Below are 17274 nucleotides of genomic sequence, written 5' to 3' on the forward strand. Positions count from 1 at the left end.
ACAGTCGAGGGTTTTACTCCCCACGCAACTCACGCAGACGGGCCTGTACAGCATCGTTGTTGGCACTGCCTGGCTGGGCAGCGCTGTCGGCAGCAGAGCCAGAAGCTTTATTGCCCTCAATGGCCTGAGCCTTATTGGCTTCCACGGACTTAGAGGAGTTCATTTCACTGCGAATCTGCTCCAAGCGGGAATGACCGGCCATCTGTATGCCCGCCTGCTGAACCTCGGCCATGCGGTTTTCCACGGAGTTCTCAGCAAGCTCGGCCTGGCCTAGCGCCTTGGAGTAACGGCGCTCAATCTTATCGCGCACAGCATCCAGAGACGGCGTATTGCCATTGGCAGTTAGCTCGTTCATGGAGTTCAAAGACTCAGAGACCTTTTCCTGCATTTTTGCCTGCTCCAGCTGGGAAAGCAGCTTGGAGCGCTCATTGACCTTTTCGCGCAGCGCGGCGTTATTACGCTGAACCGCATTCTTGGCCTTTTCTGCCTGCTGTAGTGCCTGGTCGTGCAGCTTCTTGGTATCCTCCACGGACTCCTCAGCCGTAACCAGCTGGGCGGCGAAGGCCTCTGCCGCGTTCTCGTACTCCACGGCCTTATTTTCATCGCCCTTAGCACGGGCCTGATCAGCCAATTCCAGAGCCTGGCGAGCATTGCCCTGCAGCTTTTCTACCTCTGCCAAGCGGCGGTTAAGCTGCATTTCCAGCTGACGCTGGTTACCAATCACGGCGGCCGCCTGCTGAGACAGCTCCTGGTGCTGGCGCTGAGCATCCTCAATAGCCTGCTCGATCTGCACCTTCGGATCGGCGTTTTCCTCGATCTTATTATCGAAGAGTGCCATCAGGTACTTCCAGCCCTTAACAAATGGGTTCGCCATGGTGTGCTTCAACCTTTCTAGGTTAAAAATGTGCGTAATGTTCTGCTGTTTATACTAGCGAAGCGCTGTTTCCACCGCTTGCACTCCCCGCGGTCGCGGGCGCTTGCCGACGCCCCCTTAACCACCACAGCCGACCCTCCTCGCGAGAGAATAGGCCGGCTGTTGACATAGACCGCTGTGTGCTAGAGCTCTGATGCGGCAGGTGCCGTATGGGCTAGCTCCTCATCCATAGAGGGCAGGGCCATGTAACCGGCTGCTTCAATCAATACGTCAGAGACCGAGCAATCTAGCGCGTGGCACACAGACGCAAGGAGCTCAGAGGAGACCTCCTTGCGACCGCGTTCGAGCTCTGAAAGGTAACCCGGCGACACGCGGGCCACCCCGGCCAATTCGCGCAGGGTCACTCCCTTGTCCGCGCGGAAGGCGCGCAGCGTCAACCCAAGAGCCTCACGCAAAAGCGGCTCAGGAGTACGAGCAGTGGCGGGCGCCGCTGGTGCAGTAGCGCCGTTTACCGAGTGTTCGAGGACTGCAGTAGAAGTGTTCATCACTATGGTCAACGCTCCTTGTCTCGCTATTGTTCCCGCAGTGCCGGATTTTCTTCCACAGTTGCGCACAGTAGACGAAAGGCGGCTGCGACCGTGGCCTCTCTAATTTCGTTGCGCTCCTTGCCCAAACCGGATAGCAGCTGGGAGAAAGCGACTCTACCAGGAGAATAGATGCCGATATATACGGTGCCCGCCGGCTTGCCTTCTTGTAGGTCTGGTCCTGCCACTCCGGTAAGGCCTATTCCCCAGTCCGCAGCGGTTTCTGCCACCGCTGCGCGGGCCATTGCAAGGGCGGTCTCCCCAGAAACCACTCCGGCAGCTTCGATATCGGCTACCGGTTGGTGCAAAAAGTGGGATTTCACCTCGGTGGCATATGTTATAAGCCCTCCGCGCAATACAGCCGAAGCTCCAGGGACAGAAGCGACCGTGGCGCTGGCCAACCCAGCAGTAAGTGACTCACAAAAGGACAAAGTCTCGCCGCGCTCGGTGAGCTCGGACACGAGGCGGGTTGCCATGGTGCTCATGAACTACCTAGCTATTCTGCTTCTTGCCGTCAATGAGGTACTGGACGCCGGTAACTAAGGTCACCACTGCAGCCAACAGCATCACTAGGAAGGTAGGAACGTTCATCCACTCCGGCAACGGCCACAGATACAGCCCGACTGCCAAGGATTGCAATACAGTCTTCAGTTTGCCGCCCTTCGAAGCAGGTACCACCTTGCCGCGGCGCAACAACACCATACGCCAGATGGTGATACCGAACTCACGGATGAGAATGACCACGGTAATCCACACTGGCAGCACCCCGATGATGTTGAGGCATACCAGTGCGGTAGTCATAAGCGCTTTGTCCGCGATGGGATCAGCAATCTTGCCAAAATTGGTGATAAGGCCACGGGCACGTGCGATGTCCCCGTCGAGCTTATCTGTGAGCATTAAGGCCGTGAATAGGCCAAAAGCCCACCATTCATGGCCGGCAATGACCAGCCATGCGAAAACCGGAATGAAAAGAATGCGCAGGCTGGTGAGAATATTTGGCAGGTTCCAATTGGACACCTGCGGATTCACATCCGAGGATTGCGCTGACTGTGTTCCGGGTTGATTCACGTTATACATACTACCTGTTAGCACCAAGCACCTGCGCTTGGATGCCCCTGCATTTTAAAATGCGAAGCATGAAGTATTTTGCTGTTAGCTACGACTACAACCCCAATAATCCTGAGATTGCTAAGGCTCGCCCCGCGCACCGCGAGTTTACCGCGCAACTTTTGAGGAGGGCACCATCATTGCCACCGGCCCCTTGACGGATTCCAAGGGCGGCGCGCTCATCATTGCGGGGCTTGCCGACGACGCCGTGGTCGCCGACGCCATCGCCCTCATGGACAAAGACCCCTTCTACCAAGCCGGCTGCATCACCGGCCGCAGCTTCCGCGAATGGAATCCCGTAAACGCCCGCTTCTAGTGTGGTAGCTCTTCCTTGGGCAGGTCTTCGGCCTTGCCCACGAATTCGCCCTTCTTGTTCCGGACGATCTTATTGCCCTCCTCGTCCCAGTCGAAGTGATTGTGCGATACCGGTACTCCGCCTTGGTTCTCATCGCGTTTGTTTTTAATAATCGAGGCGATAACCGTAATAACCAGGACGCCCACGATCACGATAAGTGAGGTGATGGTGGAAAATTCTGGGATCGACTCCACGTTCTCGCCGCCGTTGACAAACGGCAAGTTATTCTCATGCAGCGCATGGAACATGAGCTTTACACCGATGAAGCCCAAAATGATGCCCAAACCATAGGGCAGGTACACCAAGCGGTCCAGTAGGCCATCCAGCAGGAAGTACATCTGGCGCAAGCCCATGAGGGAGAAAGCATTCGTGGTAAAGACCAAGAACGCTTCCGAGGTAATACCGTAAATGGCCGGAATGGAGTCGAAGGCAAACATCACGTCGATAAGGCCGATGGACACCAACGCAATAAAAAGCGGGGTGAACGCGAATTTACGCTTGCCCGAAGAATCTTCCACGCGGTGCGTAAGCTTATCGCCGTGGTAGCGCGGGGTGACGTGGACTACCTTGCGGATCAGCTTGATGATGCCCATGTCATTGGGATCGGTTTCGGGGGCGTCCCGAATCTCGTCGACGATGAGCTTGATTGCTGTGTAGATAAGAAATATCGCGAACAGGTAGAAGATATCGGACCATGCCGCGATGACCGCAGCACCCAAAAGGATAAACACCAGGCGGCATGCCAAGGCAATAACGATGCCGATGAGCAATACCTTTTGCTGGTACTTGCGCGGGATCTTGAAGGCGCCCATGATAAGCGCGAAAACAAAGAGGTTATCTACGGATAGCGCCTTCTCTGTCACGTAACCCGTGAGGTATTGGATGCCGTGCTCGTGGTCCCATATGGCCCATACGCCGGCACCAAAAAGTAAAGCAATACCGACATAGAATAGGGTCCAGAACCCGGATTCCTTCAGCGTCGGCTCGTGCGGGGTGCGCACGTGGGAGTAGAAATCAAAAACAAAGAATCCAAGAATGACGACGATGGAAATCGCCCAGATCCACAATGGCACATGCATTGGTACATCCCTCCGGTCGAAGATACAACAAAGTGACCGGAGGTCTCCCCCGCCCGGCTAGATAGCTGCAGCCGGGCCGGCACGACCGGGAGCATAACGCTTCCGTGCTGACGATCGGTGCCGAAGGATGGGGTACTCCCCTCCAAGACCCGTCCAACTTTACACGATCTTAGAAGGCACCTGTCGAAGGGTTATACGTTGCCTGGACGGTACGAGTGTCGCCAGCATCGCCCTGCGGGGAGGAATCGGAGCCTGCGGAGGAGGCGTCGGAAGTAGCGGCAGCTTCGTCCTCCTCTTGCTGTTGCATCTCCTCCTGAATTTCCTTTGGCGCCTCGGCAGGGTCGGCGCCCTTGATCATCCAAATGATGGTATCGAGCTCTTCCGGCTTCACTAGGACCTCGCGGGCCTTGGAGCCCTCGGACGGTCCGACGACGCCACGAGATTCCATCAGGTCCATCAGACGACCGGCCTTGGCAAAACCGATGCGCAGCTTGCGCTGCAGCATCGAGGTCGAGCCCAACTGGGCGGTGACCACCAGCTCGACGGCTTCGAGGAGGTCGTCCATGTCCTTGCCAATTTCCTCATCGATTTCCTGCTTGGCCTCGGATTGCTTCTCTTCAGTCACGCCCTCGGTGTAGTTCGGCGCGGCCTGCGACTTGGCGGCATCGACAACCGCCATAACCTCATCATCTGAGACGAATGCGCCCTGCATACGCACAGGACGCTTGCCCTGCGGAATGAAGAGGCCATCGCCCATACCAATGAGCTTTTCCGCGCCACCCTGGTCCAAGATAACGCGAGAGTCCGTCAGTGAGGACGTCGCGAAGGCCAAGCGTGAAGGCACGTTGGTCTTAATCAGACCGGTCACCACGTCAACGGACGGGCGCTGGGTTGCCAGGACCAGGTGAATTCCGGCGGCGCGCGCCTTCTGAGTGATGCGGACAATGGAGTCTTCAATCTCCTTCGGTGCGGTCATCATCAGGTCTGCCAGCTCATCGACGACGCAGACGATGTACGGGTACGGGCGAACCTCGCGTTCGGACCCTGCTGGTGCCTGGTATTCGCCGGAGACCACCTTGCGGTTATAGTCCTCAATCTTGCGCACGCGAGCAGCCTTCATATCCATGTAGCGCTGCTCCATCTCCTCCACCAGCCATTGCAGGGCTGCTGCGGCCTTCTTCGGCTGGGTAATGATGGGCGTGATCAGGTGCGGAATGCCCTCGTACGGGGTAAGTTCCACCATCTTCGGGTCCACCAGGATGAGGCGAACCTGCTCAGGGGTGGCTCGGGTTAGCAGCGAGACCAACATGGAGTTGACGAAAGCGGACTTACCGGAACCGGTAGCACCGGCGACCAGCAAGTGCGGCATCTTTTGTACCGAGAACGAGGTGTATTCGCCTTCGATATCCTTGCCCAATCCAATAAGCATCGGGTCAGGAGAGCTAGTCATGCTGGGCGCATCAAGCACCTCACGCAGGTGTACCATCTCGCGGTCTGGGTTGGGAACTTCAATGCCAACAGCTGACTTGCCGGGGATAGGCGTCAGCAAGCGCAGGTTGTCCGTGGCTACGGCGTAGGCGAGATTGGACTGCAAATTCGTAATCTTGGATACCTTGACGCCTGGCCCTAGCTCGATTTCATAACGGGTCACTGTTGGACCACGGCTGAAACCGGTGACTTGCGCATCCACCTTGAACTCTTCAAAGACATCAGTAATGGCCTCGATAATGCGGTCATTAATCTCGGTGCGCTCCTTGGCTGGGGTTCCCGGAGTCAACAAATCCGTAGAAGGAACCGCGTAATTCTCGTTGCCAAACTGTGCGGCGGGCGCGGCGGCGGGCGCCTCAGCTGGCGCGGGCGCACCGGCACTACCCGTTCCCGCTCCTGGTTCGGCCGTCGGTTGAGAGCTATCCACCTGCGCGCCGGTCGTTGCATCGCGTCCAGAACGTTCACGGAAGAGCTGGCGAGCCTTCTCGTGCGCGGACGATACTGCATCCGCGCCTCCTTGTGCAGCGGACCCAGCGGCACCTGCGGCAGCACCTGCTACCGCGGCTCCAGCGGCTCCGGCAGCACCGGCACCTGCAGCCTTAGCTGCGCCACGTGCCGCCCCTGCAGCTCCCGCAGCGCCAGCGGCTGCCCCCGCAGCCGATCCCACAGCGGAACCGGCGGCGGTACCCGCTGCTGAAGCAGAGCGAGCAGAGTCAAATGCGGAGCGCTGGCCAGCGGTGCCCAGAACGCGGGTCGGCTCCGAGTCTACGGAGTCTGGCTGGGCCGGCGAAGACGCAGCAGGACCTTCTACGACTGGAATCTCATCGGTATCCTCAATATCGCGCGAAACTGGCTTCTCCGCCGGAGTGGACACGGACTGAAAGCCGCCACGCGTTGGCGCGCTAAAGGTACGGGTTGCTTCGTCCTCCTCCGCCGCAGCGGGGGACTCTGTGGGATAAGAGGAACCACGCGGAGAGGGGCCTTCAGTGCGGCCTCGGAAAGCGCGCAGGCTTCCACCGCGTTCAGAGGTTCGGCGCTTGGCTGCAGGTCGGGCCGGGCGGGTGCTGCGCTCACGCCCTTCCGCAATATCATCGATATCGCCGGTGACGTGTCCATAGAGGTCATCGCCTTCGTCTTCGTAATAATCTTCATCCGCACCGCCAAAGCGAGAGAAAGCTGCAGCGATGGCATCAGCCACCAACTCATAAGCCTCGCGGATGGTGATTCCGGTGACCAAAAGGGCGCCGTAGATAATGACGAGGAAAAGCAACGGCACTGCAACGAAGGAGGTAAAGGCAGTCTCCAACAGGCCACCAATGGCATAGCCGATTACTCCGCCCGCGCCACCGGCACTTTCCGGGGTAAAGCCAAGTTCAGGGGTGCCAGCAAAGATATGGATCAAGCTGAGCATGGCCAATACAATGACGCTAATTCCGCCCACAATGCGCGGCTTAAAATGCCCCGCCGGGCCGGAGATATCCATCATCAAGGCAATGGCCAAAGCCACTAAGGCCACTGGCAGCACCCATGCGCCCGCACCAATGACATAGCGCACGATATTGCCCACCCAGGCACCTACTTGGCCAGCGACGCCGAACCAGACCGTAGCCGCGAGCACGATGGCAATACCGATGAGCACGAGTGCCACCGCATCGGGATTTTTCACCTGAATGCCGCGCGACTCCGACTCACCCAATTCCATGGTCGAAGGGTGTTCTTCCGCTGCTTCATCATTGGCACGAGTAACCTTGCTTTTCTTTTTATTCTCCCCGCGTGCAGAAATTTCTTCCGACTCCCTTGTCGTCTCGTACTCCTCGGTGTCATATACGTCTTCGCTCGGCTTCAGCCCGGCCATTCCATGGCTTACACCTCGCGCCATGTTTCCCATGCCGCGCGCCGTGGCACCAAACACTGCGCCCAAGCCCTTGCCGACGGCCCGGAACGCACTACCAGTGCGCTCCTGTGAGGTCGCTGCAGCACGCCGATGCGAGGACGTCATAGCCAAGGTTTCCGGCATGCCAGCACCGGACCGGCTGCGGCCAGATGGCCGTGAACGATTCGTCTTTCGGCGCGTCCCGCGCGAAGAGGCATTTTTGACAGACATGCCTCTACCTTAACCTTGACACCCCATAAATCACATTAGCCACACGCGTTTCCCCCGAGGCCTAGGGTCATAATCTAAAGTCACACCCCCAACGGCGCACGACGATTGCGATAATAGTACTAATTCAAGGCTAGAGAGTTGACCGTACGGCGGGTTTGGCATCTCCCTCGAGCGTGACTTCGGCAGCGTCACGTCCGAAGGACCACAGAATCAGTTCGCCTACCTCCCCCGATACTCGGACTACGGCATCTCCCTTATCTGCTACGCCGTGCTTATCTGCGGCGACAATGCGCGGTAATCCTTCGGGCTGCATAATGACCGGGCGAGTCGAGTTTCGCAGGGCCACCTTAGCTAAGAGCTTCAGGTAGCTATGCATCTGCTGTTTGATTCTTGCCGAGAAATCTCGCGGACCCATGCCATTAGCCCGGCGAATGTCCTCGTGGTGAACAAAATGCTCTACAAAGTTTTGCTGTGCATCCACGAAACGAACGGGGTTATAGGTAGCCGGTCCCCTCCCCCAGTCATCAACGAGCTCATCAAAGTCGCGTTCGGAAACCTTGCGCGATTCCTTTTCTAGGTGGCCGGACAATGCCTTGACAAAAATTCCAGCGGCTGCATCGGGGCGATTTTCCCGCACCCACAGATGTACGGCTAGGTCACGGGTAGTCCAACCCTCGCACAAAGTAGGGGCATCAGGACCAAGCTTATGAAATAGCGCGACCATTTTGGCGCGCTCAGCAGAACAAAACGACATAGGCCCCAGCATACCGAGCTAGCTGGCATGCTGGGGCTGCGTCTGCCTTTATACGAAGAACCCTGCTATTTACAGGGACTCACGAGAAGCATCTACGTCTTCATCATCGGTAACCAATGGGCCGGAGTTGGTCGGCACGATGGTCGGCAGAATGACCGGCTCGCGCTTGTACTTCGAATCCATAAGTTTAGATACCTTGCGGCGCAGTTTCTGCACCATGCGGTAGGTATCGTTCTCGCCCTCGGCGGCGAGATCATTCATGGTGTTTTCTACCATTTCTGCGACCTCCGGCACGATGCCGCGGTCATCATCGGAAAAGCCTGTGGTAGATACCGTTGGGTGCTCCAATAGGCGCGAGGTGCGGTTATCAATCACGCACGTGATAGATACCACGCCACCAGTTCCCAGGTTGGTGCGGTCGGCCAAGGTATCGGCATCCACATCGCCCATGGACACACCATCGACGTAGAGGTTGCCCACCTGCATCTGGCCTACGACCTCGGCGCGGCCCTTGCGCAAATCCACGACGACGCCGTTTTGCGCCAGCACCGTACGATCGCGGTCCACACCGGTGGAAATGGCCAGTTCCTTATTGGCACGTAGGTGGCGCCACTCGCCGTGCACCGGCATAGCGTTGCGCGGGCGCGCTGCGTTGTACAGGAATAGCAGCTCACCGGCATAACCGTGGCCCGAGGCGTGCACCTTGACGTCTTGGTTAGTAATGACGTTGGCACCAATCTGAGACAGCATATTAATCACGCCGTAGACCGCTTCCTCATTGCCCGGGATAAGCGAGGAGGAGAAGATGATGGTATCGCCATCACGTACGGTAATTTGGCGGTGCTCGCGACGAGCCATGCGCGATAGAGCGGCCATTGGCTCACCCTGCGTACCGGTGGTGATGAGCATGGTCTTGTGCGGAGCCATCTTGGCAGCCTCATCAATGGGGATAATGGTGCCGCGAGGGACCTTCAAAAAGCCCATCTTTTCCGCGATTTCCATGTTGCGCATCATCGAACGGCCGTTGAAAGCCACCTTGCGGCCATTTGCCACGGCAGCGTCGATAGCAGCCTGCACGCGGTAGACGTTGGATGCGAAGGAAGCCAAGATAACGCGCTGCTTCGCGCCGGCAACGAGACGCTTAAAGTTGGCGGGGATATCACCCTCAGATGCAGATACACCAGGCACGGTGGCATTGGTGGAATCACACAGCATGAGGTCGACGCCCTCATCACCGTAACGAGACAGGGCTGGCAGATCGGTTGGACGATTATCCAGTGGGGTCTGATCCAGCTTGATATCACCGGTATGGATGATATTGCCCGCTGGGGTTCCCAACATGATGCCCAAGGCGTCCGGTACGGAGTGGTTAACTGCCCAGAAGCGAACCCGGAATGGTCCATAAGTCACGTCGGATTTTTCATTAACCTCGACGAACTTCGGCTTCTGACGATGTTCCTTACACTTCGCGGCAATGAGCGCGATGGTGAAGCGAGAAGCAACAATAGGGATATCCGGGCGCAGCTTCAGCAGCCACGGAATAGCTCCGATGTGATCCTCGTGCGCGTGAGTAACGACGAGGGCCTTGACCTTGTGGATCTTCTTCTCAATGGGGCCAAAGTCAGGCAGGATAAGATCCACGCCCGGCTCACCGGAAGACGGGAAGAGCACACCGCAGTCAATGATGAGGAGGTCATCACCATACTCGAAGACGGTCATATTGCGGCCGATCTCCGAGATTCCGCCCAAAGCATAAATGCGAAGTGCATCCTTCGGCTGCTTTGGTGGCTCTGGCAAACGCTTGGTTAGATCCGCACCCTGCATCGACTTGGGCACGTTGCGGCGACCACGGTTATTGCGGCCGCGGCCCTTACCGTTGCCATTTTTGTTGTTGCCGCCATGGTTATTATTTCCACCATGGTTATTGCCGTTGCCGTTACCACCACGGCCACGGCCGCGGCTACCACGGGAACGGGAGCGGCGGTTGTTACCGCCGCCATCATGGTGGTTATCGGAAGAATTCTTTTTGCCAGAGTTGTCCTTATCGCCCTTAGCCGGCTTATCCTGTGCGGAATTGCCAGCATCAGTAGCTGGGGCTTGGAAAACTGGCGAAGCCGCCTCGTTGGAGGCGGTTTCGTTTTCCGCCGGTGGGCCCGCCTTGCGGGTCACCTTGCGGGAACGGTTACGGGGTTCATTCATTCTTAAAGGGCTCCAGATTGTTCCAGATCACGGCGAAGTACCTCGCGTTCCTCCTCGCTCGCAGCGGTAACAGGAAGACGGGTATCGCCAACTTCGATGCCCTGCAGGCGCAGGGCTTCCTTTGCAAACGTCGCTCCGCCCAACCGTGCTTGTGCCCGGGTAAGCGGAAGGAGCGTTGTGGTATTGATTTCTCGGGCGCGGGCCATATCGCCCGCGTCGAAAGCTTCATAAAGTTCTACCAAGGCACGCGGCACAACATGGCCGATGACGGAGATGAAACCAGAAGCGCCGAGGGAAAGCCACGGCAGGTTAATCGGATCATCACCGGAATACCAGGCCAGGCCGGTTTCTTGGATCAGTTCTGCGGCCGCAGGAAGGTCGCCCTTGGCGTCCTTCACGGCTTGAAAATTCGGCAAATCCGCAAGGCGGCGGAGGGTATCCGGCGCCACTGGGATGCCCGAGCGGCCAGGAATGTCATAGACACAGATTGGTAGATCCGTGGCTTGCGCGACTGCGGCGAAGTGCTCATAAACACCCTTTTGGGAGGGCTTCGAGTAGTACGGAGTCACCACCAATAGGCTATCTGCCCCCGCATCCGCGGTGGCCTTGGCCAGCTTGATGGAAGCTGCGGTGTCATTCGTTCCGGCACCGGCGCATAGCTTTGCGCGGTCTCCGACTTCTTCCTTTACGGCTTTGAGCAGCTCCAGCTTCTCTTCAACCGACGTGGTCGGTGATTCGCCCGTGGTTCCACCTAGGATGAGCGAATCAACGCCATTGTCTACGAGATGAGCCGCTAGGCGACGACCTGCTGCAACGTCCAGCGCACCGTCACGGTCAAACGGGGTAACCATGGCGACGCCGATGCGTCCGAAGGTGTCGACGCCAGTCTTTGCTGTCATACCTGTGCTCATAGGCGTCAAGATTACCCTTTTGGCTAACAATTAGCCGCATCGGGGTCTCGCGCGTGTTAGGCGTAGGGGCTTGCCGCCATCTGGGTGCCATCAGCCAACGTGGTGATATTGAAGTCGTTAAAGAGCACCGGCGCCTTGCTCTGCAGCAACTTCAAGCACTCTACCGCGACGTGGCGCAGCTCTTCATCGGCCTGTTCCGCGGCACGTGCACCGATAAAATGCCGCCACGCGCGATAATTGCCGGTGACAACGATGCGGGTTTCTGTTGCGTTGGGAAGCACGGCACGGGCCGCCTGCCGAGCCTGCTTTTTACGCAGGAGTGCATTAGGCTCATCCAGTTTCTCTTCGAGCGCGCTAAGCAGCTCGTCATAGACAAAGCGAGTTTCATCTACAGCCTGCATGACCAACCGGCTAAGCTGCTCGTCTTCGGCCACCAATTTAGGCAAAACCACTTCAGTTTCATCTGGGTGGACAAAGCGCTGGGAAAGCTGCGAGAAGGAAAAGTGCCGGTGGCGTACAAGCTCATGGCTCGCCGAACGCGACAGCCCCGTGATGTACATCGTTGCTGTGGCATGCTCAAGCAATGCGGTATGACCTACCTCCATGATGTGGTGCAGATAGGCTTCATTCGTTGCCGTGCGGGGATTTGGTTTGTCAAAAGACTCGTAGCACGCTCTTCCAGCAAACTCGACTAGTGCTTCCCCATCTGAGGCCGAATCATCCGCGGTCCAGTCCACAGTGCGCGGGGCGTGAAATTGCGTTGCGGCAATGAGCTGAATGTCTAGCTCACTTGCTTTAGCCATAGCTTAAAGCCCCAAGTACTTATCTAGGCCGACGACCAAACCTGGGTGTTGCGCAATCTGGCGCACGCCCACCAGTACGCCCGGGGTAAATGACGCACGGTCATAAGAATCTTGGCGAATAGTCAGAGACTGACCTTGGGCACCGAAAATAACCTCTTCGTGTGCGACCATGCCGCGAGTGCGTACCGCGTGTACCGGAATGCCGTCGACATTGGCTCCGCGTGCACCGTCCAGTTGCTTTTCCGTGGCATCCGGCATCTCGCCTAAGCCTGCCTCCTTGCGAGCTGCTGCAATCCCTTCAGCGGTATGGATGGCGGTACCGGACGGCGCATCCAGCTTTGTCGGGTGGTGGAATTCAATGACCTCTGCAGTTTCAAAGAACTTAGCGGCCTGCTTTGCCAACACCATGGTGAGCACAGCGGAGATGGCAAAATTCGGCGCAATCAGGACATTGCCAGCACCGTCTTTCTTAGTCCACTCCTCTACCTGCCCCAAGCGTTCCTTATCAAAGCCAGTGGTCCCCACCACACAGTGAATGCCTTGGGCAATGCAGAATTCCAGATTTCCCATGACGGAGTCCGGCTGAGTAAAGTCCACGATGACCTCCGCGTGGGCGTCGACAAGCTGCTGCAAATCATCACCGCGGTTGATTTCTGCCACCAGCTCTAGATCATCTTCTGCGTTTACACCTTCGACGATTGCTTGACCCACGCGCCCGTGAGCACCTAGTACGCCAACCTTGATAGCCATGGTGTGTTCTCCTTATTTCAGCCACATCGTTAATACTTTTCTCCCCATCCTAACGCGCATGATAGCTGCGCAATTCCTCGCCTGCTGCAAAGAACGTGTTCTCCTAAACGGTGCCCGAGCTTCATCACTAGGATGGCCTGCATGCAGATATATATCGCTTCCGTTCCCGTAGATGACGTTGCACGCGCTCACGATTTCTATGTCAACACGCTAGGATTCCGCGTTAAGGATGACGTTACCCACGGCGATTTCCGGTGGCTTACCGTCACCAATGCTGATGGCGAGGGAGACACCGAGCTACTTCTCGAGCCGAAAGGCCACCCCGCAGCAAAAGACTATGCCGCGGCGCTAAAGGCCGATGGAATTCCGGTCACCCAATTTCTCTCCACGGACATTGAAAGCGAATACAAGGAGCTCAGCGACAAGGGCGTGCACTTTACCATGGAGCCCACCGATGTTGGCCCCTCCATCATTGCCGCTTTTGATGACACCGTGGGAAACCTTATTCAGCTCGTGCAGTTAAAGAAGTAGGCCTACTTCCCGCTTCCGCAACGCGCCTCTTAGGCCGTTTAACAATTGGATCACTTTCTATCCCCTGCCTCATCAGCCTCAGTAGGATGGGGCTTATAGCACGGTAAGCACCAAGGAAGTGATGAACTTGTCTCGTTCAATTTTCTCTCGCACTCTCGCCCTAGCCACCAGCGCAGGTTGCGCATTAGCGCTTGCCGCTTGTTCCGCAGAGGACTCCACGCAGCAAAGCTCACCGGCGCTTAGCGAGGTTCAGTCAACTGTCGACACGGCTGAGGCCGCAGCCAGCACCACCCCACCTACTACTTCCGCCCCGCAAAGTACCTCAGCGGCGGATGCTGGCCAGCAATCAATCCCACAAGTCGCGTCCCCAGTTGCGTTTGCGGGCATGGGCACAGCCTCGCTCGAGGACCAACAGCATATGCCGGAAGGACTTGGAAACCTCATCCCCACGGGTGTGCGAGTGGGAGCTCATGATGGGTTTACGCGCGTTGTTATCGACTTGGAGGGCGAAGGTGAACCGGGGTGGTTTACCTCCTATACCGATGCCCCCGCCCAACAGGCATCCGGCAAGCCAGTTGAGGTTCAGGGCACTACCTTTCTAAACCTAGGCATTGAGGGAACGCCATGGCCTTCAACCCCTGAGCTCAAGGAAAAATACATGTCCCCAGGCACTACTCCGGGTGCCGGGGTGGTGAGCGAAATCAACTACGCCACCACATTTGAGGCACAAACCCAGCTCATTATCGGCCTTAAGAAAAAGACTCCCTACTCGGTGACTTTTCTGCAAGAGCCATCGCGCGTGGTGATTGATTTCCAGAATTAAAGTTCTGACATCACCGCTCGGGGTACGCAAAAATCAAGAAAGGCCCTGACTTCCAGTGGGTGAACTGGAGCTCAGGGCCTTTTAGGCTTGAGGATTAATCCTCAACCGGAACCAGGGAAATCTTGCCGCGGTTATCGATGTCAGCGATTTCTACCTGAACCTTATCGCCAACGTTGATGACGTCTTCCACCTTTTCGATGCGCTCATCGCCACCCAGGTTGGAAATGTGAATCAGACCGTCGCGACCCGGGGTCAGGGAAACGAATGCGCCGAACGGAACGGTCTTTACCACGGTGCCTAGGAAGCGCTCTCCTACCTTCGGCAGCTGCGGGTTAGCAATGGAATTGACCTTTTCGATGGCAGCATCTGCGGCTTCACCGGTAGCAGCGGAAACATAGACGGTTCCGTCATCTTCGATGGAGACATCTGCGCCGGTCTCCTCGGTGATCTGGTTGATGGTCTTGCCCTTTGGCCCAATGAGCTCACCAATCTTATTGACCGGGATCTTCACAGAGGTGATCTTCGGGGCGAGGCCAGACATCTCATCCGGCGTATCGATGACCTCAGCCATGGTTTCCAGGATGGTAGAGCGGGCATCACGAGCCTGCTCCAATGCCTGAGCCAAGACCTTAGACGGGATACCATCCAGCTTGGTGTCTAGCTGCAGGGCGGTGATGTACTCGGAAGTACCTGCGACCTTGAAGTCCATATCGCCAAAGGCGTCCTCGGCACCGAGGATATCGGTCAGGGCGACAAACTTCTCCTTACCGTTGACCTCACCGGAAACCAAGCCCATTGCGATGCCGGCTACGGGTGCCTTGAGCGGAACACCGGCGTTGTAGAGGGACAAGGTGGAGGCACACACAGAGCCCATAGAGGTCGAGCCATTGGAGCCCAAGGCCTCAGAGACCTGACGGATGGCGTATGGGAAGTCCTCGCGGGATGGGATGACCGGAAGCAGAGCGCGCTCGGCCAACGCACCGTGGCCGATCTCGCGGCGCTTCGGGGAGCCCACGCGGCCAGTCTCGCCAGTGGAGAATGGCGGGAAGTTGTAGTGGTGCATATAGCGCTTGGATTCCACCGGGGTCAGGGAATCAATCTGCTGCTCCATCTTGAGCATGTCCAGGGTGGTAACACCCAGAATCTGGGTCTCACCGCGCTCGAACAGGGAGGAACCGTGAGCACGCGGAACCAGGTCCACCTCAACGGAGAGGTCACGGATATCGGTAACGCCGCGGCCATCGATACGGAAGCCCTCGGAGAGGATCTTCTGGCGTACGATCTGCTTCATCAAAGCGTTATAAGCGCCGCGAATCTGCTTAGACGCATCGGCCTCTTCCAGGTCCTCGAACTGGTCCAAGAGCTTTTCTTCGACCTGCTCCATGTATTCATTGGTGGCGTCGTCACGTTCCTGCTTGCCCGGAATGGTCAGCAGCTTCTCTAGCTTCTTGCTAGCAGCCTTTTCCACTGCCGCGAAGACATCATCGCCGTATGCCGGGAAGAGTGGGAACTCCTGGGTTTCCTTGGCGGCACGCTCCGCGAGACCGTTCTGGGCTTCGCACAAGGTCTTAATGAATGGCTTTGCTGCTTCCAAGCCTTCAGCAACGGTTGCTTCCTGCGGCGCAGGAGCGCCTTCAGCAATGCGCTCTGCAACGTTGGTGCCGGCACCAGCCTCGACCATCATGATGGCCACGTCGTCCTTGCGGCCCTTCTTAACCATGCGGCCGGCAACAACCATCTCAAAGAGCGCGCGCTCGTGCTGCTCGTGGTTCGGGAAAGCCACCCACTGGCCTTCCGGGTGCTTATCGTCGGCGATAAGAGCCATGCGGACGCCGCCTACAGCACCAGAGACGGGCAAGCCAGACAGCTGGGTAGCGGCGGAAGCACCGTTGATGGCAACGACGTCGTAGTACTCTTCCGGATCCTGGGACATGACGGTGACGACAACCTGGACCTCATTGCGCAGGCCCTTGACAAAGGTCGGGCGCAGCGGGCGGTCGATGAGACGGCAGGCCAGGATTGCCTCAGAAGAAGGGCGTCCCTCTCGGCGGAAGAAGGAGCCCGGAATCTTGCCAGCGGCGTACATTCGTTCTTCTACGTCAACGGTCAAGGGGAAGAAGTCGAATCCCTCGCGCGGCTGGTTAGAAGCGGTGGTGGTGGCCAACAACATGGTGTCATCGTCCAAGTAGGTGGTCACGGAGCCGTCTGCCTGGCGGGCTAGCTGGCCGGTTTCAAAGCGCAACGTGCGGGTACCAAAGTCACCATTGTCTAGCGTGGCAATGGCTTCGGTAATGCCGAAGTCCTCGTCAATGTTGAACTCGACGGAGTTCTGAACGCTCATTAAAAAATGTCTCCTTGAGTGGTTTAGGCGATCGTCGGTGCCGCCTGGTTAATTTTGTCTACGACAACGCTGTCAAATTCTAACAGAAAAACCACAAAAGCCCCGCCTAAGGGCGGGGCGAGAGGGCCAAAGCTGAGCCGAAATTAACGACGCAGGCCCAAGCGAGAGATCAGATCACGGTAGCGATCGACGTTGTTCTCAGCCAGGTACTTCAGCAGGCCACGACGGCGACCAACCATCAGCAGCAGACCACGACGGGAGTGGTGATCGTGCTTGTGGAACTTCAGGTGCTCGGTCAAGGTATTGATGCGGGAGGTCAGCAGGGCAACCTGTGCCTCAGGGGAACCGGTATCGGTTTCGTGCAGGCCGTACTCCTTGAGGATTTCAGCCTTCTTCTCAGTGGTCAAAGCCATGAGTATTTCTCCTTTATTTCAGTCCACATTATCGTGACGCATAAGCCTGCGCGGTGCGCGGGACTTGTACGTGCCGCAACTGCTGTGAACCGCAGTCGCTAAGCCAAGGAAACACCTTACAGCGTTCGGACACAGAAAATCAAAACTCCCTGGCCCTT

General features: G+C 57.4%; 15 protein-coding genes and 1 pseudogene. 3 read left to right on the plus strand and 13 right to left on the minus strand.

What is annotated here, in order from left to right:
* Positions 1-13: 13 nt before the first annotated feature.
* From MHK05_RS00870 to pgsA, 4 genes are all read right to left on the minus strand, one after another.
* Positions 14-874, minus strand: coding sequence for a PspA/IM30 family protein (locus tag MHK05_RS00870; protein ID WP_200288943.1), 861 nt, complete (start codon positions 872-874; stop codon positions 14-16).
* A gap of 182 nt (positions 875-1056) precedes the next feature.
* On the minus strand, positions 1057-1419 hold the full coding sequence (locus MHK05_RS00875; protein WP_023021356.1) for a helix-turn-helix domain-containing protein: 363 nt from the start codon (positions 1417-1419) through the stop codon (positions 1057-1059).
* Between the two features lie 26 nt (positions 1420-1445).
* Positions 1446-1943: a CinA family protein gene (locus tag MHK05_RS00880; protein ID WP_200288942.1), complete on the minus strand. Its 498-nt coding sequence runs from the start codon at positions 1941-1943 to the stop codon at positions 1446-1448.
* Between the two features lie 7 nt (positions 1944-1950).
* The gene (gene pgsA / locus MHK05_RS00885; RefSeq protein WP_023021354.1) at positions 1951-2535 is read right to left on the minus strand and encodes a CDP-diacylglycerol--glycerol-3-phosphate 3-phosphatidyltransferase; all 585 of its coding nucleotides are present in this window, start codon (positions 2533-2535) and stop codon (positions 1951-1953) included.
* Positions 2536-2594: 59 nt separating this feature from the next.
* On the opposite strand from pgsA, the pseudogene MHK05_RS00890 reads away from it, so the two are divergent.
* Positions 2595-2881 (plus strand): annotated as a pseudogene (locus MHK05_RS00890) (YciI family protein).
* Here MHK05_RS00890 and MHK05_RS00895 read toward each other — a convergent pair.
* The 7 genes from MHK05_RS00895 to dapB all read right to left on the minus strand — a co-directional run bounded on the left by MHK05_RS00895 (position 2878) and on the right by dapB (position 13008).
* Entirely contained in the window at positions 2878-3999 is a 1122-nt protein-coding gene (locus MHK05_RS00895; RefSeq protein WP_023027867.1) for a TerC family protein, read from the minus strand. The pseudogene MHK05_RS00890 and the gene MHK05_RS00895 sit on opposite strands and share 4 nt — an antisense overlap.
* A gap of 169 nt (positions 4000-4168) precedes the next feature.
* Positions 4169-7504 (minus strand): FtsK/SpoIIIE family DNA translocase, encoded by a 3336-nt coding sequence (locus MHK05_RS00900; protein ID WP_411338538.1) that lies wholly within the window; start codon positions 7502-7504, stop codon positions 4169-4171.
* Positions 7505-7721: 217 nt separating this feature from the next.
* Positions 7722-8357 carry a TIGR03085 family metal-binding protein gene (locus MHK05_RS00905; protein WP_239204185.1) on the minus strand — a complete coding sequence of 212 codons (636 nt, stop codon included), beginning with the start codon at positions 8355-8357 and terminating at the stop codon, positions 7722-7724.
* Positions 8358-8414: 57 nt separating this feature from the next.
* Positions 8415-10544: a ribonuclease J gene (locus MHK05_RS00910; protein WP_023021349.1), complete on the minus strand. Its 2130-nt coding sequence runs from the start codon at positions 10542-10544 to the stop codon at positions 8415-8417.
* 2 nt (positions 10545-10546) lie between these two features.
* Positions 10547-11455: a 4-hydroxy-tetrahydrodipicolinate synthase gene (dapA, locus tag MHK05_RS00915; RefSeq protein ID WP_239204187.1), complete on the minus strand. Its 909-nt coding sequence runs from the start codon at positions 11453-11455 to the stop codon at positions 10547-10549.
* A 56-nt stretch (positions 11456-11511) separates the two neighbouring features.
* Entirely contained in the window at positions 11512-12258 is a 747-nt protein-coding gene (gene thyX / locus MHK05_RS00920; protein WP_049361193.1) for an FAD-dependent thymidylate synthase, read from the minus strand.
* A gap of 3 nt (positions 12259-12261) precedes the next feature.
* Positions 12262-13008, minus strand: a complete 747-nt coding sequence (gene dapB / locus MHK05_RS00925; RefSeq protein WP_239204189.1) for a 4-hydroxy-tetrahydrodipicolinate reductase — start codon at positions 13006-13008, stop codon at positions 12262-12264.
* 141 nt (positions 13009-13149) lie between these two features.
* On the opposite strand from dapB, the gene MHK05_RS00930 reads away from it, so the two are divergent.
* On the plus strand, positions 13150-13539 hold the full coding sequence (locus tag MHK05_RS00930; protein WP_239204191.1) for a VOC family protein: 390 nt from the start codon (positions 13150-13152) through the stop codon (positions 13537-13539).
* Positions 13540-13666: 127 nt separating this feature from the next.
* Positions 13667-14362, plus strand: coding sequence for an AMIN-like domain-containing (lipo)protein (locus MHK05_RS00935; protein WP_436406949.1), 696 nt, complete (start codon positions 13667-13669; stop codon positions 14360-14362).
* 94 nt (positions 14363-14456) lie between these two features.
* On the opposite strand, the gene MHK05_RS00940 is transcribed toward MHK05_RS00935, so the two are convergent.
* Positions 14457-16703 carry a polyribonucleotide nucleotidyltransferase gene (locus tag MHK05_RS00940; protein WP_239204195.1) on the minus strand — a complete coding sequence of 749 codons (2247 nt, stop codon included), beginning with the start codon at positions 16701-16703 and terminating at the stop codon, positions 14457-14459.
* 143 nt (positions 16704-16846) lie between these two features.
* Positions 16847-17116: a 30S ribosomal protein S15 gene (gene rpsO / locus MHK05_RS00945; protein WP_005278802.1), complete on the minus strand. Its 270-nt coding sequence runs from the start codon at positions 17114-17116 to the stop codon at positions 16847-16849.
* Between the last annotated feature and the right edge of the window lie 158 nt (positions 17117-17274).

The sequence above is a fragment of the Corynebacterium nasorum genome, from assembly GCF_022347325.1.
GTDB classification, from domain to species: domain Bacteria; phylum Actinomycetota; class Actinomycetes; order Mycobacteriales; family Mycobacteriaceae; genus Corynebacterium; species Corynebacterium kefirresidentii.